The sequence below is a fragment of the Burkholderia sp. SCN-KJ genome, assembly GCF_024656005.1.
GTDB lineage: Bacteria > Pseudomonadota > Gammaproteobacteria > Burkholderiales > Burkholderiaceae > Burkholderia.
Map to the genome: position 1 here is coordinate 84,445 of NZ_JANKOG010000019.1, position 21,108 is coordinate 105,552.

Annotated in this window: 24 protein-coding genes; 16 read left to right on the top strand and 8 right to left on the bottom strand. The window is 67.9% G+C overall.

Features of this window, described 5'->3' with window-relative positions:
- Positions 1-50: 50 nt before the first annotated feature.
- On the bottom strand, positions 51-281 hold the full coding sequence (locus NQV17_RS27155) for a hypothetical protein (RefSeq protein WP_044844388.1): 231 nt from the start codon (positions 279-281) through the stop codon (positions 51-53).
- Positions 282-536: 255 nt separating this feature from the next.
- Here NQV17_RS27155 and NQV17_RS27160 point away from each other — a divergent pair, with 255 nt between their 5' ends.
- Both NQV17_RS27160 and NQV17_RS27165 read left to right on the top strand, forming a co-directional pair.
- On the top strand, positions 537-983 hold the full coding sequence (locus NQV17_RS27160; protein ID WP_257774637.1) for a YciI family protein: 447 nt from the start codon (positions 537-539) through the stop codon (positions 981-983).
- A gap of 239 nt (positions 984-1,222) precedes the next feature.
- The gene (locus NQV17_RS27165) at positions 1,223-1,654 is read left to right on the top strand and encodes a YciI family protein (RefSeq protein ID WP_257774638.1); all 432 of its coding nucleotides are present in this window, start codon (positions 1,223-1,225) and stop codon (positions 1,652-1,654) included.
- A gap of 68 nt (positions 1,655-1,722) precedes the next feature.
- On the opposite strand, the gene NQV17_RS27170 is transcribed toward NQV17_RS27165, so the two are convergent.
- Positions 1,723-2,319, bottom strand: a complete 597-nt coding sequence (locus NQV17_RS27170) for a TetR/AcrR family transcriptional regulator (RefSeq protein WP_124485126.1) — start codon at positions 2,317-2,319, stop codon at positions 1,723-1,725.
- Positions 2,320-2,500: 181 nt separating this feature from the next.
- Between NQV17_RS27170 and NQV17_RS27175 the strand changes: the two genes are divergently transcribed.
- The 7 genes from NQV17_RS27175 (at position 2,501) to NQV17_RS27205 (ending at position 8,428) form a co-directional block, all read left to right on the top strand.
- A complete protein-coding gene (locus NQV17_RS27175) occupies positions 2,501-3,271 on the top strand; it encodes an alpha/beta hydrolase (RefSeq protein WP_257774639.1) in 771 nt (256 codons plus the stop codon).
- Between the two features lie 92 nt (positions 3,272-3,363).
- A complete protein-coding gene (locus tag NQV17_RS27180; protein ID WP_257774640.1) occupies positions 3,364-4,170 on the top strand; it encodes a DinB family protein in 807 nt (268 codons plus the stop codon).
- Entirely contained in the window at positions 4,167-4,898 is a 732-nt protein-coding gene (locus NQV17_RS27185; protein WP_257774641.1) for an alpha/beta fold hydrolase, read from the top strand. Before NQV17_RS27180 ends, NQV17_RS27185 begins: the two co-directional genes overlap by 4 nt.
- 146 nt (positions 4,899-5,044) lie before the next feature.
- Positions 5,045-5,893, top strand: coding sequence for an alpha/beta hydrolase family protein (locus tag NQV17_RS27190; RefSeq protein ID WP_257774673.1), 849 nt, complete (start codon positions 5,045-5,047; stop codon positions 5,891-5,893).
- Between the two features lie 130 nt (positions 5,894-6,023).
- Positions 6,024-6,923, top strand: coding sequence for a LysR family transcriptional regulator (locus tag NQV17_RS27195; protein WP_257774674.1), 900 nt, complete (start codon positions 6,024-6,026; stop codon positions 6,921-6,923).
- 96 nt (positions 6,924-7,019) lie between these two features.
- Positions 7,020-7,346, top strand: a complete 327-nt coding sequence (locus NQV17_RS27200) for a carboxymuconolactone decarboxylase family protein (protein ID WP_044844397.1) — start codon at positions 7,020-7,022, stop codon at positions 7,344-7,346.
- A 74-nt stretch (positions 7,347-7,420) separates the two neighbouring features.
- Complete coding sequence (locus NQV17_RS27205; RefSeq protein WP_257774642.1) at positions 7,421-8,428, top strand: aldo/keto reductase; 1,008 nt, start codon at positions 7,421-7,423, stop codon at positions 8,426-8,428.
- Positions 8,429-8,660: 232 nt separating this feature from the next.
- Here NQV17_RS27205 and NQV17_RS27210 read toward each other — a convergent pair whose 3' ends face one another.
- Together NQV17_RS27210 and NQV17_RS27215 are read right to left on the bottom strand one after the other, a co-directional pair.
- Positions 8,661-8,891, bottom strand: coding sequence for a hypothetical protein (locus tag NQV17_RS27210; RefSeq protein WP_124666872.1), 231 nt, complete (start codon positions 8,889-8,891; stop codon positions 8,661-8,663).
- Between the two features lie 294 nt (positions 8,892-9,185).
- Positions 9,186-10,091 (bottom strand): hypothetical protein, encoded by a 906-nt coding sequence (locus NQV17_RS27215; RefSeq protein ID WP_124521439.1) that lies wholly within the window; start codon positions 10,089-10,091, stop codon positions 9,186-9,188.
- A 78-nt stretch (positions 10,092-10,169) separates the two neighbouring features.
- Between NQV17_RS27215 and NQV17_RS27220 the strand changes: the two genes are divergently transcribed.
- Both NQV17_RS27220 and NQV17_RS27225 read left to right on the top strand, forming a co-directional pair.
- A complete protein-coding gene (locus NQV17_RS27220) occupies positions 10,170-10,508 on the top strand; it encodes a helix-turn-helix transcriptional regulator (RefSeq protein ID WP_044844401.1) in 339 nt (112 codons plus the stop codon).
- A gap of 620 nt (positions 10,509-11,128) precedes the next feature.
- A complete protein-coding gene (locus tag NQV17_RS27225; RefSeq protein WP_257774643.1) occupies positions 11,129-13,084 on the top strand; it encodes a Xaa-Pro dipeptidyl-peptidase in 1,956 nt (651 codons plus the stop codon).
- 151 nt (positions 13,085-13,235) lie between these two features.
- Here NQV17_RS27225 and NQV17_RS27230 read toward each other — a convergent pair whose 3' ends face one another.
- Together NQV17_RS27230 and NQV17_RS27235 are read right to left on the bottom strand one after the other, a co-directional pair.
- Positions 13,236-13,388: a hypothetical protein gene (locus NQV17_RS27230; protein ID WP_257774679.1), complete on the bottom strand. Its 153-nt coding sequence runs from the start codon at positions 13,386-13,388 to the stop codon at positions 13,236-13,238.
- Between the two features lie 156 nt (positions 13,389-13,544).
- On the bottom strand, positions 13,545-14,474 hold the full coding sequence (locus NQV17_RS27235; protein ID WP_257774644.1) for a 2-hydroxyacid dehydrogenase: 930 nt from the start codon (positions 14,472-14,474) through the stop codon (positions 13,545-13,547).
- Between the two features lie 166 nt (positions 14,475-14,640).
- On the opposite strand from NQV17_RS27235, the gene NQV17_RS27240 reads away from it, so the two are divergent.
- The 5 genes from NQV17_RS27240 (at position 14,641) to NQV17_RS27260 (ending at position 19,347) form a co-directional block, all read left to right on the top strand.
- Entirely contained in the window at positions 14,641-15,564 is a 924-nt protein-coding gene (locus NQV17_RS27240; protein WP_257774645.1) for an ABC transporter substrate-binding protein, read from the top strand.
- On the top strand, positions 15,561-16,739 hold the full coding sequence (locus NQV17_RS27245; RefSeq protein ID WP_257774646.1) for an ABC transporter permease: 1,179 nt from the start codon (positions 15,561-15,563) through the stop codon (positions 16,737-16,739). The genes NQV17_RS27240 and NQV17_RS27245 overlap by 4 nt, the downstream gene beginning before the upstream one ends.
- Positions 16,736-17,674, top strand: a complete 939-nt coding sequence (locus NQV17_RS27250; RefSeq protein WP_257774647.1) for an ABC transporter ATP-binding protein — start codon at positions 16,736-16,738, stop codon at positions 17,672-17,674. Before NQV17_RS27245 ends, NQV17_RS27250 begins: the two co-directional genes overlap by 4 nt.
- Positions 17,671-18,444, top strand: a complete 774-nt coding sequence (locus NQV17_RS27255) for an ABC transporter permease (protein WP_124891657.1) — start codon at positions 17,671-17,673, stop codon at positions 18,442-18,444. The genes NQV17_RS27250 and NQV17_RS27255 overlap by 4 nt, the downstream gene beginning before the upstream one ends.
- 234 nt (positions 18,445-18,678) lie before the next feature.
- Positions 18,679-19,347, top strand: coding sequence for a lytic transglycosylase domain-containing protein (locus NQV17_RS27260; protein WP_257774675.1), 669 nt, complete (start codon positions 18,679-18,681; stop codon positions 19,345-19,347).
- A gap of 14 nt (positions 19,348-19,361) precedes the next feature.
- Here NQV17_RS27260 and NQV17_RS27265 read toward each other — a convergent pair whose 3' ends face one another.
- Both NQV17_RS27265 and NQV17_RS27270 read right to left on the bottom strand, forming a co-directional pair.
- Complete coding sequence (locus tag NQV17_RS27265; RefSeq protein WP_257774676.1) at positions 19,362-20,714, bottom strand: HipA domain-containing protein; 1,353 nt, start codon at positions 20,712-20,714, stop codon at positions 19,362-19,364.
- Positions 20,714-21,049, bottom strand: coding sequence for a helix-turn-helix domain-containing protein (locus tag NQV17_RS27270; protein WP_257774648.1), 336 nt, complete (start codon positions 21,047-21,049; stop codon positions 20,714-20,716). Before NQV17_RS27270 ends, NQV17_RS27265 begins: the two co-directional genes overlap by 1 nt.
- Between the last annotated feature and the right edge of the window lie 59 nt (positions 21,050-21,108).

Below are 21,108 nucleotides of genomic sequence, written 5' to 3' on the forward strand. Positions count from 1 at the left end.
CGCACGCGCTGTCGCGTGCGGCTTGCCGGCCGCCGGCAGCCCGTCGCCGGTCAGGCGCCGGTCACGACGAATTCGGCGGACGCCTTGCTCTGGACCGCGGCCATCACCGCGAGTTCGCGCTTGCTGCGCGGTTCGCCGGCCACGACGCCCGTCGCATGCTTGGCCTTCGCGCCGAGCGGAAAGAACACGAACGATGCGCCGGCCGGCGCATCCGGCTCGGCCCGCAGGCGTTTGTTCAGAATCTTCAGGTACTTTTTCTTCGAGACTTCCTTCGTTGCCATGGCGCCCTCCGCATGAACGTAATGCAGATCAGCATACCAGTTTTGACCGGCGGCTCCAGCGCACCGCGGCACGATCGACCCGTAGCGGAATCAACCGGCTTGCGCGACTCGCCGCGTCATCGGGCATCGAGATTTTTTTCGCGCGATGTCGATTCGCGCGATCGTCGCCCGTCGTAGTGTCGTAACCGATCGATTTGCCGTCCGCACGGCCGGCCGATCGCGGATCTTCCCTTTCCCGTTCAAGGAGTCACAACGATGCGCGTCATGGTAATCGTCAAGGCAACGGCCATTTCCGAATCGGGCGCGATGCCCGATACCGAACTGCTGGCCGCGATGGGCCAGTACAACGAGGAGCTCGTGAAGGCCGGCGTGATGCTGGCCGGCGAAGGGCTGCACCCGAGTTCGCGCGGCAAGCGCGTGCACTTCTCCGGCAAGGACCGGACCGTCATCGACGGCCCGTTCGCCGAAACCAAGGAACTGATCGCCGGCTACTGGCTGTGGAAGGTCGATTCGATGGAAGAAGCCGTCGAATGGGTCAAGCGCTGTCCGAACCCGATGCCGATCGAATCGGACATCGAGATCCGCCAGGTGTTCTCGCCCGAGGATTTCGGCGCGGAATTCACGCCCGAGCTGCAGGAGCAGGAAGCGCGGCTGCGCGCGCAACTCGGCGACGGCACGAAGGCGCCGCCGGCCGGGAACTGACGGATCGTACTGACCTGCCCGCCGGGCGGGCCGCCTCGCATCCGTGCGCGGCGGCCCGCCCGGAAAGTCTCGGGTCGATCGCGCCCCGGCACCGCGCCACCCGCCGTTCCAGCCTGCCCTTCGGCGCTTTTTTCACCTCCGTTGTCGATTTCCCTGCTTGCCGGCCGTCCTGATGTCGTAAGCCCCGTTCGCCTTCCGGCGGACGATCATTCGACCACCCACCCCAAGGAGATACGACCATGCGCGTCCTGGTAATCGTCAAGGCCACCGCCGATTCCGAATCCGGCCGAATGCCCGACCCTGAAATGTTCGCTGCGATGGGCCGCTTCAACGAGGAGCTGGCGAGGGCCGGTATCCTGCTAGCCGCCGACGGCTTGCAGCCGAGCATGCGCGGCAAGCGCGTCCACTTTGCCGGCAAGAACCGCACCGTCATCGACGGCCCGTTCGCCGAAACGAAGGAGCTCGTCGCCGGCTTCTGGCTGTGGCAGGTGAAATCGATGGAAGAAGCGGTCGAATGGGTGAAGCGCTGCCCGAATCCGATGCGCGGCGACTCCGACATCGAAATCCGCCCGCTGTTCGAAGCCGAGGACTTCAGCCCGGCATTCACGGCCGAACTGCAGGCGCTGAAAGCGACACTGAGCGCGCAAGCCGAGGCCGGGAAGCGCACTTAAGCCGTGTGGCGTCAGGCGACTCCACATGACCGCCGGGCGCCTTCGCTACCCGCCGACGCGTGCACGGTTCACGCGCGGTTGCGCGGCACCGCGAGCCGCTCGACCGCCCCAGCGGTCACGTCCCTGAACATCCCGGCATTGCCGTACGCCCGCGCGGCAAGCATCGCGCCATAGACCAGCGACACGAACGTCGCGGCCTCGGTCTGCACCGACACGCCCGGCTGCACGACGCCGTCTTTCACCCCGGTGTCGAGCACGCGCACCAGCCACGCCGCAAGGTCGTCGAAATGCGCCTTCACCGCCCGCGCGACTTCGTCGGGCAGCGCCGGCAACTCCGCGCCGAGCATGCCGGCGACGCAGAACGGCGCGCTGTCGTCCGCGATGCAGCGTTCCCAGTAGCCGATGTATGCGCGCATCTGCACCAGCGCGTCGGCACCGCTCGCGTCGAGCAACGCCATGTCGGCATCGAATTTCGCCTGCGACTGCTGCAGCACGGCGACCGCCAGATCCGCCTTCGTCGGAAAGTGGTGGTGAATGCTCGCCTTCCTGATGTCGATCGCGTCGGCGATGTCGGCATAACTGAACCCGCTGTAGCCGCGCCGCATGATCAGTTGCCGCCCGGCTTCGAGTATGCGGCCCGCCGTACTGTCCCCCGATACCGTCATTTTGCCTACCATCTAGTCGGATGAAAAACATGGATAGTTTACCTCCCTGAGATACTCTTTTCCAGCCGTGATTTCTTCTTGCACACCACCCTACCTACTAGTAGGATGATTTCATCGACGGAACAAGACGCCTGTCGATATCCGACGGTTCCTACCCTGTCTTCCTTCTGGAGAATGAAAAATGAAGCGCTTTGCCCAAGTCCGCCAGATCGCCGCGGCACTCGCCCTGACCGCCGCCGCACTCGGCTCGCATGCGGCCGTCGCCGCCCCCGTCAAGAACGTCGTGCTGGTCCATGGCTACTTCGCCGACGGCTCGGGCTGGCAAGCCGTCTCGAACATCCTGACACGTGACGGCTACAAGGTTTCCGTCGTGCAGCAGCCGGAAACGTCGTTCGACGACGACGTGAAGGCAACCCGGCGCGTCGTCGACGCGCAGGACGGCCCGAGCATCCTCGTCGGCCATAGCTACGGCGGCGCGGTGATCACCGAAGCCGGCAACGACGACAAGGTCGCGGGTCTCGTCTACGTCGCGGCATTCCAGCCCGACACCGGCGAAAGCCCGCTCGAACTGACCAGGAAGACGCCGCCGGCGACAAAGGCGATCAAGGCCACCGAAGACGGCCATCTGTATTTCGACGAAGCGTCGTTCCATGCCGACTTCGCGGCCGACGTGCCGGCCGCCCAAGCGAAATTCATGGCGATCTCGCAAGTCACGCCGGCCGCGCAGTCGTTCGGCGTGCCGATCACGCACGCCGCATGGCGGACGAAACCGAGCTGGGCGGTGGTAGCCACTGCGGACCGCGCGATCAACCCCGAGCTCGAACGCTTCATGACGCAACGCGCCGGCAGCAAGACGATCGAACTCAAGTCGAGCCACGTCGCCTACATCTCGCATCCCGCTGAAGTCGCGAAGCTGATCGAACAGGCAGCTCGGGGCACCGGCAAGGAGTAATGCAGCGCGTTGCCCGAAGCGCTCCGGTTGACGCCGCCGGTCCAGTAACGTATCGTTTTGACACGTTACTGGACCGACAAACGCTTTCCATCATGCATTCCCGTTTCGATCGTTTTCGCGCGACGCCGCTCGGCGCGCAACTCGAAGCGCTGATCGCGCGGCCTGAGCGCTATGTCGAATTCGCGGCGCTGTCGCGTGTCGGCGTCGCCGCGATCGGCGCGATCCAGCACGAAATCGCGCACAAATTCCCCGAAATCGAAGCCGATACGACGGCCCGGCAGTTCTGCGGCGCGATGGTCGCCGACGTGATGCGCCGCCACGGGCATGACGTCGTACAGGCGCGCGGCCGGATCGGCGGCGCGCTGTTCAGCTACGGCGCGGTATTCAGCGCATTTCCGCGGGTGCTGCCGTTCGCCGACGTCGTCGCCGAACTGGCCGCGATGCCTGCGCGGATCGCCGCGTATGCCGCGCACTTTCCCGCCATGCTCGTCACGCGCCGCCCGGCCGGCACGGGCTTCTCGCTCGTCGAGCACGCATGCCACCTGCGCGACCTCGACGCGGTGTTCGGCGAACGCATCGAAGTCGTGCGCACGCACGAGCTGCCGGTGATCGCCTCCGTCGACGGGACGGCACTCGCCGCGCAGCGCGACTACCTGGCGCAGCCGCTCGACGACGCGCTTGCCGCGTTCCGCACCGGCCGCGCCGCGCTGTGCGCGACGGCCGCCGCGCTGCAACCGTCGGAACTGGCGCGCTGCGGGTTGCGCGACGGCATCCGCCGGATGTCGCTCGACGAACTCGTGCGCGAGCTGCTCGACCACGATCGCACCCACGTGCTCGAACTCGACGAACTGCTCGCCGAACTCGAATTGCCGCCCCTTCCGTCGTCGACCGTCCAATGAGCCTGCCCACCCCGCCCGTCGTCTTCGTCCACGGTTTCATCGGCACATTCGACGTGCCCGAATGGCCCGGCCCGCATCTCGCCCCCGACCTGCTCGGCTACGGCGTCCATCGCGACACGCCGTTCGACGCGATCACGCTCGCCGCACAGGTCGAGCATCTGCGGCAGGCCATCGACACGCACGACGGCGCGCAGCCGGTCGATCTCGTCGGTCACTCGGTCGGCGGCGCGATCGCGATGCTGTTCGCCCATGCCCACCCGGCGCGCGTGCGCCGGATCGTCAACGTCGAAGGCAACTTCACGCTCGACGACGCATTCTGGTCGGCGTCGGTCGGCCGCATGTCGGCCGCGCAGGCCGACGCGATGCTCGACGGCCTGCGCAGCGATCCATCCGGCTGGCTGCGCGGCGCGATCGACGAACCGTCGCCGCGCCAGCTCGACGACGCGCGCCGCTGGCTCGCGCATCAGCCGGCGTCGACGCTGCGCGCGATGGGACGCTCGGTCGTCGCGACGACGGGCGAACCCGGCTATCTGCAGGCGCTCGCCGAAGTTTTCGAGCGCCATCCGGTGTGGCTCGTCGCCGGCGACCGCTCGCGCGCGGGCTGGCACGTGCCGGACTGGGCGCTCGCGCGCTGCGCCGGCGTCGAGACGATCGCCGGCTGCGGGCACCTGATACCGGCCGAGCGGCCCGCCGCGTTCCGGGAAGCGCTGGCGCGCTGTCTCGGCTGACGCGCGCGGCCGCCGGACTGCGCGCCGGCCACCTGACAACTCGTAGGATTCGCCGAAATTTGGCTGAAAGGCACGGTTGCTAGAGTCGCCAAACAGGGTTTTCCCGATGCCCGACTGCCGAACGGAAACGACACATGCGAGGCTCCATGAACCTGATACGCACGTTCTGGCTACTGCTGCTGCTCGCCGTCGCGGGCCCGGCCCTCGCCTTTCAGACGCGGGTCGTCGCGATCCCGAGCGCGGCGATGAACGAGACGCTGAAGGCGACCGTCGTGCTGCCGGACGACTATGCGCGCCTGCGCCACGGGCCTGAACGCGCCGTCGAGCGCTTTCCGGTCGTCTACCTGCTGCACGGCTCCGGCGGCGACCACACCGACTGGACCGCGAACACGCGGATCGCCGCGCTGGCCGATCGCCATCACGTGATCCTGGTGATGCCCGACGGCGGACACGAAAGCTGGTACATCGACAGCCCGTTCGACTCGGGCAGCCGCTACGAAACCTTCGTCGGCGACGAAGTCGTGTCGTATGTCGACATGCACTTCAGAACCATCGCGACCAAGGGCGCACGCGCGATCACCGGGCTCAGCATGGGCGGCTTCGGCGCGCTGCGCATCGCGCTCGACCGGCCCGACACGTTCGGCGCGGTCGGCAGCATCAGCGGCGCGGTCGATCCGCGCTGCTGCGAGGACGAGCCCGGCATCGACCACGTGTTCGGCGATCCCGTCCGCCATCCGTCGTTCTGGAACCGCAGCGCGATCGTCGAAAGCGCGCGCGCGTTCGTCCGTGCGCATCTCGACCTGACGATCGACTGCGGCCGCGACGACTCGTTGGTCAGCTCGAATCGCACGCTGCATCAACGACTCGTCGCACTCGGCGTGCCGCACGACTATGCGGAGCGTCCGGGCGGTCACACGTGGGACTACTGGGCGCATGCGATCCGCTACCAGATGCAGTTCTTCGCGACGTCGTTCCAGCACGGCGGCTACGCGTAGGATCCGCCCCCCCGCGTCGCGCGCCGTGCAGCCGGCGTGACGCGGGCAGCGCTGCCGCGCCCGCGGGTCGTCGCAGCACGCGACGGACCCGATGGTAGGATGCGCAGGCATCGACCACCCGACTTCTTCCATGCCGCGCGACAACTTCGCGGACCTGCTCGCCTTCATCGCCGTCGCGCGCGAGCGCAGCTTCACGCGCGCGGCCGCCCGGCTCGGCGTGTCGCAATCCGCACTCAGCCATACGATCCGCTCGCTCGAGACGCGTCTCGGTGTGCGGCTGCTCACGCGCACGACGCGCAGCGTGGCGCCGACCGAAGCCGGCGAGCGCCTGCTGCTCAACCTCGCGCCGCGCTTCGACGAAATCGAGGCCGAACTGTCGGCGCTCGCGGAACTGCGCGACAAACCGGCCGGCACCGTGCGCATCAACGCGACCGACTACGTGATCCGCACGCTGCTGTGGCCGAAGCTGTCGCCGATCCTGCGCGACTACCGCGACCTCAAGGTCGAGTTCGTAACCGACTACGGGCTGGCCGACATCGTCGCAGAACGCTTCGACATCGGCGTGCGGCTGGGAGACCAGGTCGCGAAGGACATGATCGCGGTGCGCATCTCGCCCGACCTGAAAATGGCGATCGTCGGCGCGCCCGCGTATTTCGCGCAACGCGAGCACCCCGCGACGCCGCAGGATCTCGTCGCGCACGACTGCATCAACCTGCGGCTGCCGACGCACGGCGCGCTGTACGCGTGGGAACTCGCGCGCGGCGACGACATGCTGCAGGTGCGCGTCGACGGCCAGGTCACGTTCAACGGCACCTATGAAATGCTCGACGCGGCGCTCGCGGGCTACGGCCTTGCGTACGTGCCGGCCGAACTCGCCGTGCCGCACGTCGGTGCCGGCAGGCTCGTCAGCGTGCTCGACGACTGGTGTCCCACCTTTCCCGGCCACCACCTGTACTACGCGAGCCGGCGGCAATCGTCGCGCGCCTTCGCCCTGATCGTCGACGCGCTGCGCCATCCCGGCCATTCATGAACCGGTTCGATAAGTGCATGCGCATTCGTGGGGATTATCGATAAGCGCGCGGGTGGCTACCATCGTCGATGTCTTCCACGTCCTCCGGAGCCCTCGATGTCCGAACCGACTTCCGCCGCGCGCCAGGCCTTCGGCGCAATCGCGCCGGCCCTCGCCGACTACACCGACAACGTGCTGTTCGGCGACGTGTGGCAGCGCCCCGGCCTGTCGCCGCGCGATCGCAGCCTGATCACGGTCGCGAGCCTCGTCGCGCTGTATCGCGTGAACGAACTGCCGTTCCACCTGAAGAAGGCGCTCGACAACGGCATCACGCGCGACGAGCTGATCGAGGCGATCACGCATCTCGCGTTCTATTCGGGCTGGCCGACCGCCAGTTCGGCGCTACCGATCGCGCAGCGCGTGTTCGACGAAGCAGGCGTGTGAGCGCCGCATCCGGACCGCACGCTCATTCAACCGACTTCAATCGACGCGGGCGCTCGCCCGCATGGAGCCTCACCATGGATTACCGCTATCTCGGGCGCAGCGCGCTGAAAGTGTCGCCGCTGTGTCTCGGCGCGATGATGTTCGGCGGCGAGACCGACGAAGCGACGTCGACGCGCATCATCGACAAGGCGTTCGACCAGGGCATCAACTTCATCGACACGGCCGACGTCTATCACGCCGGACGCTCGGAACAAATCGTCGGCCGTGCGATCGCGCGGCAACGCGACAGCTGGGTCGTCGCGACGAAGTTCGGCTTTCCGGCCGGCCCGGACGCGGGGCCGAACCGTCAGGGCCAGTCGCGCAAATGGATCTACGAATCGGTCGACGCGAGCCTGAAACGGCTCGGCACCGATTACATCGACATCCTCTATTTCCACCGCACGCTGACCGATGCGCCGCTCGAAGAAGGGATGCGCGCGGTGGCAGACCTGATCCGGCAAGGCAAGGTGCGCTACGTCGGGCTGTCGAACTTCAAGGGCTGGCGCATCGCCGAGATCGTGCGCCTCGCCGACCAGCTCGGCATCGATCGCCCGGTGGCGAGCGAACCGCTGTACAACCTCGTCGATCGCACGGCCGAGGTCGAACAGTTGCCGGCGGCCGCGCATTACGGCATCGGCGTCGTGCCGTACAGCCCGCTCGCGCGCGGCGTGCTGACCGGCAAATACGCGCCCGGCGCGCAGCCGCCCGCCGATTCGCGCGCGGGCCGTGGCGACCGGCGAATCCAGCAGACGGAATGGCGGCCCGAGTCGCTGCACATCGCTCGGCAGGTGGCCGAGCACGCGGCCGCGCGCGGCACGACGTCGGTCGCGTTCGCGCTCGCATGGGTGATGAAGAACCGGATCGTCAGCTCGACGATCGCCGGGCCGCGCACCGAAGCGCACTGGGACAGCTACATCGATGCGTTGACGATCGAACTCGGTCCCGACGACGAACGCTTCGTCGATTCGCTGGTGCCGCCCGGACATGCGTCGACACACGGGTACACGGATCCCGGCTATCCGGTCGAAGGGCGGAAGGTTTGATGTTCGTCTGCTGAAACCGGGTGCGCGCCGCCCGACTGCATGATGCGACGGGTGTAATGCAATGGCCGGTTGGCGGAGGATGAGAGACTGACATGCCGGACGTTGTCTTCCGGCAAGCTGGTAGGTCGGCACTCCGCCGAACGTCGAATGACGCGGCGAAACGATCAGAGCGAAAAACGGAAGACGACCGCGGCCGAAGCGAAAGCAGAAGCCGCGAATTCAGTTCAGTTGTTCAGTTGCCGTGCGCGGCGTCGGCGCCCACCACGCGATCGAAGAATTCCTGCGCACGCGCCAGTTCGTCGAGCGCGCGATCGAGGCGCGACATCGCAAGTGCATAGTCGGCCGACGAGATGTCGTCGTCGCTTTCGCCGCGCACGGCGCGAAACGCCTGGTCGACGTTGCGCGTCGCCTCGACGAAGCGTTGCGCGGCCCGGGCTTCCCGCGAACAGGTGTGGGTCGACATCGACACTTCTCCCTCAGGGTTGCTGTGTGAAGCAAGCCGACGCCCAGTGTGCGTGGTGCGCATGTCGGCGGCGTGAACGACGGCAAGCAGCCTGTCGATGCACGGCCACCGCGCGGCACGCTTCGTGGCGATTGTCGCTCCGCACCCGCCGATCCGCTACGGCGAGATTGCAACAAATTCTTGCGCGCCCCGAGATGGCTGCCACACGCATGTGCGTCGACGCGCGTCGTTGCACGCGCATTCATCTGCCCTGCCCTGCCTTGCGTCACGCGCCGCGCACCGGCGGCGCGAACGTCATGCGCGCCCGATGCGCGGATGCGCGAGACCACCGAACGCGGCCGCTTCGCCGGGCGACAGATCGAACAGATCGCCGGTGAGCTCGCCCGGATGCTCGGCCGCGGGCCGGCTGCGCAGCCGCGCGACATGCGTGGGCGCGACGTAGGCAGCCGCCGTTTCGATCGGCGGCACGTCGAACAGGTCGCGCGTGACGCCGCGCACGGCATCCGTCGGCGAACGGCCGCGCAGGCGCGCGACCAGTTCGACGAAGCGGTCGAAATCGCCGGCGCGCGTCGCCTTGTTCACTTCGGCGAGATCGCGCGCCTTCAGCACGCACGGCTGTGCGAGCCGCACGAAATACGGTGCCTCGAGTTCGACCGACAGCGCAAGCGGATAGCTCTTGCCGGTTTGTTCCTTCGCGCGCCCGATGCAGTCGACCACGGCCGCGCCCTGCGCGACGCCGAGCGGCTTGCCCGTGCTCACGCTGCGCAGGTGATCGGGGCACACGCGCAGTTGCGTGCCGACCGTCAGCGCGGTGGACGATGCGCAGACGAGCGCGTAGTGCTGTTCGCGACGCCGGCCCGACGGCAGCGTCGCGCGGCTTGCAATGAACGTGTGCGGCGGCAGCGGCCGCACCTGGCCGCTGGCGTCGACCCAGGCATTCCACAGCAGCGCGTCCTCGCGCTTGCGCTCGCCGGGCCGCGTGCGCGATGCAACCGGCGAGAACAGCGCGAGCAGCGAGCCCGTGCGATGCGCGGCGACTTGCGCGCTGCTGCCGAGCGGCTGGTTGATGCCCCACAGAAAACGCCCGCCTCCGAGCCGGCGCTCCCATTCCTTGCGGAGCACGACGGTCGGCAGTTCCTCGCCGGACTCGGTACCGATCTTCGTCCAGCAGAACGTGGGAGGGAGGTGTTTCAGTGTCATCAACTTTCTCGGGATACAGCCTCGCTGGTGACAGCAAGCCCATTCAACAACCGTAACTGTATAGGTATAATGCACCGCATGGAAGCCCCGGATCACGATTTTCCTGTACAAGACCTGTTACGCCGTCTGATGGCGGACACGCGCTCGTCCAGCGAAATCGCGCGACTTTCCGGGGTCAGCCAGCCGACCGTGTCGCGGCTGCGGCTGTCGAACGGGCATCGGCTGCGGCGCAGCGCGCCATTCAACAAGCTATGCAGTTTCTACGGCGTCGATACCGGCCCGGCGCGCCGCCGCTACAACGACCTGCTGCGCGACGCGATCGTCGACGCGTGGGACGGCTCCGACGAGCACGGGCGCGCGCTGCTGGTCGTGATTCAAGGGTTGAAGGATCTGCAGGCGAAGGCCGACGACGGGTGACGGCGTGCGCGAGCGTTCATGAATGGAAGGAAGACCGAGAGCATCCGGCGAGCGGGCGGTGGCGAATACGATTCGTCATCGCCCGTTTTGCTTGGGGCGACAGGGCGCGAAGCAACGGCAAGCGCGTCGCCGCACATGCGCGAGGTCATCGCACTACGCGCGCCGCATCGGCATGCGCTTCGAAACTTTTTTACCTACGGTTAAAAAAGTTTGACACACCGTTTTCCCTGAGATAACTTTTGCGCAAGCTTCCGGAAAGCAAACGCGAACCGGCGAGCCATCACGATGCGCGGCGCGGCCGAAACCGCCGATCCGTTTCATTCCGTCGCCGCACGCGCGTCGCGTCGTGTTTTTTCGCAGCGCAGCACCGCAGCTCGCAACATCCCCGTCTCATCGAATGATGTCGTTCCGTTTCATCTGGAAGGACGCGTGGCACGCACGCATTTGATTCGCAGTCCTGCATGACTGCAATGCACTGCCGCCGCTTTCCGGCCGGGATCGCGCCCGGCGTTGTCCCGATGGTGCAGTTTCCTCTTCGTCGCATGCAGTAATCGGCCCGGCCCGCAGGGGGCGTATCGCGGAACGGTCGTATCCACACAATCAAAAGAACGAGGTCGGCAATGCAATTTCATATCAGAGGATCGCGCAGCGCATGGCTACCCGCGCTCGTTGCGGCCGCGACGCTCGCCGCGTGCGGCGGTGACGACGGCGGCAGCGTGGCGGGCGTCTCCGCGCTCGCGCAAAATCAACAGGACGAGGCCGCTGCATCGGCGGCGTCCGGCGCTCAATCGCTCGCGGCGCGCGTGTCGCCGTCCGGCGTCCCGTACGCGAACCCGGCGAGCGGCGGACGCTACAAACCGGTGATCAGCAACGGCCAGGTACAGCCGTCGCTGTCGGGCGGCACGATCGAGGAAAACGCGTGGATCGACACGCCGGTCGACTCCGACGGCGACGGTACGCGTGACCGCATTCACGTGCGCGTCGTGCGTCCGTCCGAAACCGCCAACGGCGCGCGCACGCCGGTCATCGTGCTCGCGAGCCCGTACTACGCGGGCCTTGCCGACAGCCCGAACCACGACGTCGACGTCGAACTCGACGGCTCGCCGCATCTCGTTGCGACGGCCGCCGCCCCCGGCGGCGCGTCCACGCGGATCATGGCCGCCGCGCCGCAAGTGCGCATGCTGCAGCAGCTCGAAGCGGCCGCGGCCGGCCGTTCGTGGATCGAGGGCTACTTCATTCCGCGCGGCTTCACGATCGTCTATGCGGATTCGCTAGGCACCGCCGGCTCCGACGGCTGCCCGACGATCCTCACGCGCGACGAATCCGTCGCGATGGCGTCGGTGATCCGCTGGCTCGGCCGCGATGCGACCGCGAAGGATGCGAGCGGCAAGGCAGTCGTCGCGAGCTGGTCCACGGGCCACGTCGGCATGTACGGCGTGTCGTACGACGGCACGCTGCCGAAGATGGTCGCGAGCCTGCGCACGCGCGGGCTCGATGCGATCGTGCCGATCGCCGGATTGTCGAACATGTACGGCTACTATCGCTCGGGCGGCCTCGTGCGCGCGCCGGAGGGCTATCAGGGCGAGGACGTCGACGTCTACATCAAGGCGCTGCTGACGAATGCGCATCCGGAGCGCTGCACGCACCTGGTCGACGAAGCGCTGCAGCAGGAAGACCGCAAGACGGGCGACTATTCGCCGTTCTGGGCCGCGCGCGACATCCCGACCGAGCACGCCGTCGCGCCGGCACTCGTCGCGCAAGGGTTGACCGACGACAACGTGCGCGTCGACCAGTCGACATCGTGGTATCTCGCGATGCGGCGTCAGGGCGTGCCGACGCAGCTGTGGCTGCATCGCCTGAAACACACCGACCCGACCCGCGTGCCGGCGATGGCCGATGCGTGGACCGCCGAGGTGAACCGCTGGTTCACGCGCTACCTGATCGGCGTCGACAACGGCGTCGAACGCGATCCGCGCGCGGTGGTCGCGCAGGCCGACGGCACGCTGCTGAAGGAAACCGACTGGGCCGCGCGGCGCGCCACGCCGGTCGTGTATTTCGCGGGCGGCGACGGCACGGGCACCGGCACGCTGTCGCGGCTGCCGAGCGGCGGCCCGCTCGCGCGCTTCACCGACGATGCGTCGATTCCCGCGCTCACGCTGGCGAACGCGCCGACCGGCGAGCATCGCAGCCGCTTCGAGACGACTCCGTTCACGACCGCGACGCGCCTGTCCGGCTCCGCGACCGCCCGCGTGCGACTGACCTTCACCGGCGTCGCGAACGTGACGGCGCTGCTGGTCGACCGCGCGCCGGACGGCACGGCGACGATCGTCTCGCGGGCATGGACCGATCCGCGCAACCGCGTGTCGGACTGGATCTCGGCGCCGGTGCTGCCGGGCATGCCGTATGACCTGAAACTGACGTTCATGCCGCGCGACTACACGCTCGAAGCGGGTCACAAGCTCGGCCTCGTCGTGCTGTCGAGCGACAACGAGGCGACGCTGCGGCCGGCACCGGGCACGGGGCTCGCGCTCGACCCGGCAGGGACGTCGGTGACGGTGCCGCTGGTGTCGTCCTGATCCGGCGCGCGCAAAACGGGCGCGGCGGTCCGAAGGATGCGCGTGCGATCGCGAACGATCGCACGCGCCCGAATCCAGACGAAACGTACCCTGGGCGCCACGCGGCGATGCTGCATCGTTGCGTGGCGCCGTTCTTCATCGGCAACGCGGCTCAGCCCGCCGCAAGACGCCTGCGCACGACATCCGGCAACACGTTCGCACGGTCGACGCGCTGATCGTCGCCGGCATGTTCGCGGGGGTTGCGGCTGATCCCGCCGCGGCTCGGCACGAAGGTACGGCAGCGATAGTCATCGATCGTCCCCATGAACGGCACACGTCCGGCAGCAGCCGGACGGCATGGAATGCGATGTCATTGCAGCGGAATCGATGTTCCGGCGCCGAATGGCCGGCCTTGATGCGAATTTTTCCGATTTTCGCGTGCGGGTTGCGGATACATGCCCGCGCTCCGCACGGACCACACTCACAGCGGCGTCAGCACCGGCTCCCCGGCGAAATGCCGCGCCGCATTGTCGAGAAACTGCTGGACCGAGCGATCGAGCGCCTCCGGCGACCAGCCGCCCATGTGCGGCGTCAGCACGATATTGTCGAGCGCCGTCAGCGCGCGCGGCGGCTCCGGCTCGCCTTCGTAGACGTCGAGCCCCGCGCCCGCGATGCGCCGTTCGCGCAGCGCATCCGCCAAAGCGGCGGTATCGACAACGCTGCCGCGCGACACGTTGACGAGAAACCCGCCGGGGCCGAGCGCATCGAGCACCGCGCGGTCGATCAGGTGACGCGTGCCCGCGCCGCCCGGCGTCGCGACGATCAGGAAATCGGCCCATTGCGCGAGCGCCTCGACGCGCTCGAAATAGCGATACGGAACATCCTTCCCGGAACGGTTGTGATAACCGATCTCGATGTCGAAGCCGGCCGCGCGCCGCGCGCACTTCTCGCCGATCTTGCCGAGCCCGAGGATACCGAGCTTCTTGCCCGACACGTTCGGCGGCATCGGCAGCGCGTCGCGCCATACGCCCGCGCGGGTCTTCGCATCGAGTTGCACGACGTTGCGCACCGCCGCCAGCAGCAGCGCGAACGCATGATCGGCAACGCAATCGTCGTTGGTGCCCGCGCCCGTCACCACGGTGATGCCGCGCGCCTTCGCATGCGCGACGTCGATGTGCTCGTAGCCGGCGCCGAGCGCGCTGACGAACGTGAGCTGCGGCAGACGATCGATTTCGGCGGCTGTCAGGCCCGTGCTGCCGTTGGTCAACACCGCGCGAATCGTGCGGCCGTGTTCCGCGATCGCGCGCTCGCGTTCCTCGGCGGTCGGTGCATGGCGGACGTCGTACGACGCGGCGATCTGGCGGTGCGCGTCGTCGCGCAGCGCGATAAGGACCAGTAGCTCGGGTTTCATGTCGGCAAGTGTCCGCAGGCGGGAATGCGCTCCAGTGTAACAACGGCGTGCGACGCATGCGGGTTACCCCCACGCGTGCTGTGGACGTGCCGCCGCACGCGGTTTGCCAAAGCCGACTCAGTCAAGTAACTTTCGGCGTACGTCCCCGTTCTGGAGAAAGGCCCCGATGAAGCTCGCCCTGCCCGCCCGCATCCTGGGCCTCGCGTTCGCCGCCGCAGTCGTCGCACCCGGCGCGCACGCCGACACGCCCGTCGTGGTGTCATCGAAAATCGACACCGAAGGCAACCTGCTCGGCAACGTCATCGCACAGGTGCTGAAGGCCCACGGCATCCCCGTCACCGAAAAGATCGCGCTCGGCACGACCCCGATCGTGCGCAAAGCGCTCACGAGCGGCGAGATCGACATCTACCCCGAATACACGGGCAACGCGGCGTTCTTCTTCAACAAGGCCGACGATCCCCTGTGGAAGAACGCGAGCCAGGGCTACGACACCGCGAAGAAGCTCGACTACGCGGCGAACCATCTCGTCTGGCTGACGCCGGCGCCCGCGAACAACACGTGGGGCGTCGCCGTGCTCGCGCCGGTCGCGCAAGCGCAGCACCTGAAGACCTTCTCCGACTTCGGCAAGTGGATCGCGGGCGGCGGCAAGCTGAAGCTCGCGGCATCGGCCGAGTTCGTGAACAGCGCATCCGCGCTGCCGTCGTTCGAAAAGGCATACGGCTTCAAGCTGAAACCCGATCAGCTCGTCGTGCTGTCGGGCGGCGACACGGCCGCGACGATCAAGGCCGCCGCGAACCAGACCGACGGCGTGAACGCGGCGATGGTGTACGGCACCGACGGCGGCATCTCGTCGAGCGGCCTCGTCGTGCTCGACGACGACAAGCACGTGCAGCCCGTCTATGCGCCGACGCCGGTGATTCGCGAAGCCGTGCTGAGCGCGCATCCGCAAATCGCCGACTTCCTGAAACCCGTGTTCGCGAGCCTCGACCTGAAGACGCTGCAGACGCTGAACGCGCGCATCCAGATCAACGGCGAACCGGCGGCCGGCGTGGCCAAAAGCTACCTGAAGTCGAAAGGCTTCGTTAAGTGACGGATCGCGCGGTGGCGTCCGCGCGGCGCATCACGCTCGACAAGGTCGGTATCCTGATCGGTGTCCTGACGATCGTGGCGGTGTTCGGCATGCCGTTCATGGTGCTGCGGCCGAACCGCATCGCGGCCGGCACGGGGCTGCCGGTATTCGCCGCGCTGCCCGCCGTGCAGGGTGCCGCGCTCGCCGCGCTGTGGCTCGCCGGCGCGTTGTGGGCGATGACGGCGAGCCGTCCCGCCTGGCGGCTCGCGGCCGGCTGCACGTGGCTCGCGACGCTGGCCTACGCGGTCGGTGCGGCCGCGACGCACGCCGTCGCCGCCGACGACGCGCTCGCACGCGTATCGCCCGCGGCGGGCGTGTGGCTGCTGCTGTTCGCGTGGGCCGTGCTCGTCGCCGACGCGCTCGCGCGGCTCGCCTTCGGCCCGTGGCGGCGCCTCGTCGCGCTCGCCGTCGCCGTGGCAGCGATTTCGCTGCCGCTCGCGATCGGCTGGTGGGACGGCCTGTCCGTGATGCGCGAATACGCGGTGCGCAGCGACGACTTCTGGCGCGAGGCGATCCGGCACGTCGCGCTCGCGGGCGGCTCGGTCGCGGCCGCGCTCGTCGCGGGCCTGCCGCTCGGCATCGCATGCGCGCGGGTCGCGCCGGTGCGCACCGTCGTGATGCCGGTGCTCAATATCGTGCAGACGATTCCGAGCATCGCGATGTACGGGCTGATGATGGCGCCGCTCGGCCTGCTCGCCGCGCACGTGCCGCTCGCGGCCGCGCTCGGCATCCGCGGGATCGGCGTCGCGCCGGCCGTGCTCGCGCTGTTTCTCTACTCGCTGCTGCCGATCGCGTCGAGCGTCGTGGTCGGGCTCGAGCAGGTGCCGCCGCACGTGACCGAAGCAGCACGCGCGATGGGCATGACGCGCGCGCAGCGGCTGCTGCGCGTCGATCTCGTGCTCGCGTTGCCGGTGATCCTGAGCGGCGTGCGCATCGTGCTGGTGCAGAACATCGGCCTGACCGCGGTCGCCGCGCTGATCGGCGGCGGCGGGTTCGGCATCTTCATCTTCCAGGGAATCGGGCAATCGGCAGCCGATCTCGTGCTGCTCGGCGCGATCCCGACGATCGGGCTCGCGCTGGCGGCCGCCGTCGTGTTCGAAGCCGCGACCACGCTCGCGAAGGGACGTACCGCATGATCGAGATCGAACGCATCGGCAAACGCTTCGGCGACGTCGTCGCCGTCGACGACGTATCGATGACGATGAAGCAAGGCACGATCACCGCGCTCGTCGGCGCATCGGGCAGCGGCAAGTCGACGCTGCTGCGGATGATCAACCGGCTGATCGCGCCGACCGGCGGCACGATCCGCATCGACGGCGTCGACACCGCGAGCGTGCCGCCCGAGCAGCTGCGGCGGCGCATCGGCTACGTGATCCAGGGGCACGGCCTGTTCCCGCACTGGAGCGTGGCACGCAATATCGCGACCGTGCCGCGGCTGCTCGGCTGGCCGGCCGAGCGCATCGACGCGCGCGTGCGCGAACTGCTCGACCTGTTTCATCTCGCGCCGTCCGAATTCGCGGACAAGCTGCCGCACGAACTGTCGGGCGGCCAGCAGCAGCGCGTCGGCGTCGCGCGCGCGCTCGCGGCCGAGCCCGCGATGCTGCTGATGGACGAGCCGTTCGGCGCCCTCGATCCGATCATCCGCAACAAGGCGCAGGACGATCTGTACGCATTGCAGCGCCGCCTCGGCATCACGGTCGTGATCGTCACGCACGATATCGAGGAAGCGCTGAAGCTCGGCGACACGATCGCGGTGATGGACGGCGGACGGCTGCTGCAGGTCGCGTCGCCGGCCGAGATTCTCGGCAAGCCGGCGGCGGGTGTCGTCGAGCAGCTCGTCGCCGGCGTCGACCGGCCGCTGCGCCTGCTCGCGCTAACGCCGATCGACGCGGTGGCCGAGCCCGGTCACGCCGACGGCGAACCGATCGCCGCGACACGCACGCTGCGCGACGCGGTGTCCGAGCTATTGTGGCGCGGAGCGGACGCATTGCCGGTCGAAGGCGGCAACGGGCCCGCCGTGCGCCGCATCACGCTCGACGCGATCCGCGCGCACGCGAGGAAGCCCGCATGACGACGCGGCCCGCGCGTTCGCACTCGTCCCGGCCGCGGCGGCTGCCCGCGCATGTCGCGCGCGCGGCCGCGCTCGCGCTGCTGCTCGTGCTGCTGTTGCGCCCCGCGTGGCTGCAGGGCGTGTTCGCGCCGTTCGCGGACAACGGCGCGCCGGTCATCTACGACCGCGCGAGCCTGCTCGATCTCACGCTCGCGCATCTCGGCACCGTCGCGCTGTCGAGCCTGCTCGGCACGCTGATCGCGGTCGCGGCCGGGATCGCGGTCACGCGGCCGGCCGGCGCGGATTTCCTGCCGGTCGCGCGCAGCGTCGTCGACATCGGCCAGACCTTTCCGCCCGTCGCGGTGCTCGCGCTCGCGGTACCGGCCGTCGGCTTCGGTTTGAAACCGGTGCTGATCGCGCTCGTGCTGTACGGGCTCCTGCCGGTTTTCGAGAGCACGATCGCGGGGCTCGAGGACGTGCCGCGCGACGTCGTCGACGCCGCGCGCGGGATGGGGATGAGCGGCTGGCAGCAGCTGGTGTCGGTCGAGCTGCCGCTTGCGTTTCCGGTGATCGTGAACGGCATCCGGCTCGCGGTCGTGATCAATCTCGGCACCGCGACGATCGGCTCGACGGTTGCCGCGCGCGGGCTCGGCGACGTGATCATCGCGGGCCTGCAGACGTCGAACACCGCGTTCGTGCTGCAGGGCGGCGTGATCGTCGGGCTGCTCGCGGTGCTGGTCAGCGATGCGATCGGGGCGATCGCGCGAGTGGCGGGCGCGCGGCGGGCGTAGCACGCGGCAGGCGGATTGCGCACCCGCAGTCGCTGCGTCGCGGGCGAAAAAGGGAGCGCGAAAAAGAGCCGGACGCGCTTCATCCGGACTCCGATGCGTGTTCGTGCAACGATCCCGCCTGCGCACCGCGCGCATCGATACAAGCCTACATCGTGCTTTCATTCGAGCCTGCGCTCGAACGCGCATGGCGATTGGCCGATATACTATGCGCCTCTCATTTCCCCGCACTCCACCATGCGACGACGGTTTCTCTGGCTGATCGTGCTTTCGCTCGGCATTGCGCAACAGGCCTCCGCGCAGCAGGCGCCCACGCTGCCTGCCTCCGCGCCCGAAGCGGCCGCATCCGCGCCGGCCGAGGCCTCCGCCCCGCTCGCGAACGATCAGCCGAACGAAGCAAACCGCCGCATCACCTCCTACCTGACGAAGAAATTCGGCGTCGCGAAAGAGCGCGCCGCGAAGCTCGCCAATATCGTGAACGTCACTGCGACGAAATATTCGCTGCCTCCGGCACTCGTTTACGCCATCATCTCGATCGAATCGCGCTTTCAGGAAAAAGCGCGCGGCCAGCATGGCGCGACCGGGCTGATGCAGGTCGTGCCTGCCGCACACCGCGGCATGCTGCGCGACGTGAAGGACCTGACCGAGCCGAATGCGAACGTCGAAGCCGGCTCCAAAATCCTGTCGGGCTATGTGAAGGCGGCCGGCGGCAACGTGCAGGCCGGGCTGAGGAATTATGGCGGGTCGAATGCGTATGCGGCGAAGGTGATGCAGCGGGTCGACACGTTCCGCTTCGTGCTCGAACCGGAAGACGGCGCGAAAGGCTCGAACGACACGAACCCGCGCATGGTGCCGGTCAGTGATCCGTCGACCGCGGCGCCCGCTGCGAGCCGCAACGCGAAGTAAGCGCACCGCGCGCGTCAGAGCAGTTCGACGTTGACCTTGGGCACCATCGGCGCAATCCGCAGCACGCGCTCCGCCTGAGCTCGCACGTACTCCGAAATACGCTGTACCCATGCACGCTCGTCGCCTGCGTACACGCCGGATTCCGCCAGTTCGGGAGCCAGCTTCCCGGCCAGCGTCGCCATCCGCGTCATTTCACGCGCAACGAGCGCCGGCCGGATCCGCACACGATGCGCGAAGTCTGCGAGCGCGAAAGCCGTGAGCTCCTCGGTGCGAAACACATCGCCGTACGCCATCGCCATGTCCTGCACATAGGCGTCGCCGTAGACGTTCACGCACACCAGGTCGTAAAGCGGCGCCGGATCGAGCCCGCCGCTGCTGACGAAAAACGAAATGTTCTTGCCGTGCGCGTCGCTGTTGCCGATCAGCAGCTGCAACAACGCCCAGCGCAACATGGCCGAACGCGCGGCGGCGGGCGTCTCGAGAAACGGCGTCAGCGAAAACAGCTTTTCGAAGCTCACGCCTTCGCGGATATTGCGTACGTCCGCGTTGTTGCCGAGATTGCGTTCGTATTTGAGTGTCGCCGGCAAGTCGAGGGCCTGGCATCCATCGATGACATGAAGTCGCCGCACCGCGCTCACGCACTGCGGATCCTCCGGATCGGTCGTCACGACCCGGTCGAATCGTTCGATCAGCAGAATCGGTTCGGGGATGCGCCGAATCTCGACATGCGCGACCGGCAAGCCCATGCGGGCCGCCAGCGTCATGCAGAAATGCTCGTTGGCCACCATGAACGGCGCCTGCGGGCTGCGCGACTCGGGCTTCAGAATATGCGAACTGCTGAGCGCCCCGTCGACAAGCGCATACCGTTCACCCTCGACGAGCACCTGGAGCTTGTCCTGATGGCCGGCGATCGACAGGCGTACCTGATCGTCCCACACGGGAAACGGAATCGCATCGCGCTTGCGGATCCGATCGGTCAGTTCCTCCGCGGAGATCGGTCGGCGCACGGGTTCGAGGGCCTCAGGCGCCCGTGCGGGCGAACCGTCGTCCGGAACGAAGCTCAACGCACCGACGGGCTCCTTGCCGAGCATTCGAATCAGGCCGAAAACGTTGTCCTTCGACATCTGATACATCGAGGCGGCCACGTCGAGTGCGCGCCCCTCGGGCAGCAGATTGCCCACGAAGCGCTGGATCGCACCCGACGGCGGGATCCCCCCGTCGAGCGGAATGCACGGCGACAGCGCAAACGCATCGCCGCGTGCCAGCCACGCCGGATCGTAGGAAAAGCCGTAGTCGTCGCGGCGGGCATCGTAAGTCAACTGCCCGACCGGCGAGCCATCGGCCGAAATGCGCAGACGATGGATCATCACGGGCCCTCGGGCAAACCGGACGAGCCTGGCAAAGCGGCGCGCACCGTCGCGGTGTCACGCAATGCGTTGCGCGCCGCCGGGACGTCGCGTTTCGGCACGACGAGCAAATTGAGGCCGAAGCCGTCCAGTACCTTGAACAGCTTGTCGAGACTCACCGCGCGGCCGTTTTCGAGCCGCGACAGGACGTCCTTGGAGACGCCGAGCATGTCGGCCGCATCGTCGATCCGCATCTGGTTCTGCGCGCGCCGGTTGCGCACGAGCGCGCCCAGGGCGGCAAGGTCCGGTGCGAACGGGTCGGGTGTCGCGATGGGTTGCGGTAAGGTGCGGGCCATAATTCCGAAATTTCAGGAACAAAGCGCCGTCACAGGCAGCTGACGGCATAGTTACGTAA

What these genes read in the sequence shown, in the direction of transcription:
- NQV17_RS27215 (WP_124521439.1), bottom strand. Translation starts at nt 10,091, where the DNA reads ATGACACTGAAACACCTCCCTCCCACGTTCTGCTGGACGAAGATCGGT.
- NQV17_RS27155 (WP_044844388.1), bottom strand. Translation starts at nt 281, where the DNA reads ATGGCAACGAAGGAAGTCTCGAAGAAAAAGTACCTGAAGATTCTGAAC.
- NQV17_RS27200 (WP_044844397.1), top strand. Translation starts at nt 7,020, where the DNA reads ATGTCCGAACCGACTTCCGCCGCGCGCCAGGCCTTCGGCGCAATCGCG.
- NQV17_RS27265 (WP_257774676.1), bottom strand. Translation starts at nt 20,714, where the DNA reads ATGATCCATCGTCTGCGCATTTCGGCCGATGGCTCGCCGGTCGGGCAG.
- NQV17_RS27185 (WP_257774641.1), top strand. Translation starts at nt 4,167, where the DNA reads ATGAGCCTGCCCACCCCGCCCGTCGTCTTCGTCCACGGTTTCATCGGC.
- NQV17_RS27270 (WP_257774648.1), bottom strand. Translation starts at nt 21,049, where the DNA reads ATGGCCCGCACCTTACCGCAACCCATCGCGACACCCGACCCGTTCGCA.
- NQV17_RS27250 (WP_257774647.1), top strand. Translation starts at nt 16,736, where the DNA reads ATGATCGAGATCGAACGCATCGGCAAACGCTTCGGCGACGTCGTCGCC.
- NQV17_RS27240 (WP_257774645.1), top strand. Translation starts at nt 14,641, where the DNA reads ATGAAGCTCGCCCTGCCCGCCCGCATCCTGGGCCTCGCGTTCGCCGCC.
- NQV17_RS27230 (WP_257774679.1), bottom strand. Translation starts at nt 13,388, where the DNA reads ATGGGGACGATCGATGACTATCGCTGCCGTACCTTCGTGCCGAGCCGC.
- NQV17_RS27205 (WP_257774642.1), top strand. Translation starts at nt 7,421, where the DNA reads ATGGATTACCGCTATCTCGGGCGCAGCGCGCTGAAAGTGTCGCCGCTG.
- NQV17_RS27175 (WP_257774639.1), top strand. Translation starts at nt 2,501, where the DNA reads ATGAAGCGCTTTGCCCAAGTCCGCCAGATCGCCGCGGCACTCGCCCTG.
- NQV17_RS27195 (WP_257774674.1), top strand. Translation starts at nt 6,024, where the DNA reads ATGCCGCGCGACAACTTCGCGGACCTGCTCGCCTTCATCGCCGTCGCG.
- NQV17_RS27220 (WP_044844401.1), top strand. Translation starts at nt 10,170, where the DNA reads ATGGAAGCCCCGGATCACGATTTTCCTGTACAAGACCTGTTACGCCGT.
- NQV17_RS27180 (WP_257774640.1), top strand. Translation starts at nt 3,364, where the DNA reads ATGCATTCCCGTTTCGATCGTTTTCGCGCGACGCCGCTCGGCGCGCAA.
- NQV17_RS27235 (WP_257774644.1), bottom strand. Translation starts at nt 14,474, where the DNA reads ATGAAACCCGAGCTACTGGTCCTTATCGCGCTGCGCGACGACGCGCAC.
- NQV17_RS27165 (WP_257774638.1), top strand. Translation starts at nt 1,223, where the DNA reads ATGCGCGTCCTGGTAATCGTCAAGGCCACCGCCGATTCCGAATCCGGC.
- NQV17_RS27225 (WP_257774643.1), top strand. Translation starts at nt 11,129, where the DNA reads ATGCAATTTCATATCAGAGGATCGCGCAGCGCATGGCTACCCGCGCTC.
- NQV17_RS27170 (WP_124485126.1), bottom strand. Translation starts at nt 2,319, where the DNA reads ATGACGGTATCGGGGGACAGTACGGCGGGCCGCATACTCGAAGCCGGG.
- NQV17_RS27210 (WP_124666872.1), bottom strand. Translation starts at nt 8,891, where the DNA reads ATGTCGACCCACACCTGTTCGCGGGAAGCCCGGGCCGCGCAACGCTTC.
- NQV17_RS27160 (WP_257774637.1), top strand. Translation starts at nt 537, where the DNA reads ATGCGCGTCATGGTAATCGTCAAGGCAACGGCCATTTCCGAATCGGGC.
- NQV17_RS27260 (WP_257774675.1), top strand. Translation starts at nt 18,679, where the DNA reads ATGCGACGACGGTTTCTCTGGCTGATCGTGCTTTCGCTCGGCATTGCG.
- NQV17_RS27255 (WP_124891657.1), top strand. Translation starts at nt 17,671, where the DNA reads ATGACGACGCGGCCCGCGCGTTCGCACTCGTCCCGGCCGCGGCGGCTG.
- NQV17_RS27190 (WP_257774673.1), top strand. Translation starts at nt 5,045, where the DNA reads ATGAACCTGATACGCACGTTCTGGCTACTGCTGCTGCTCGCCGTCGCG.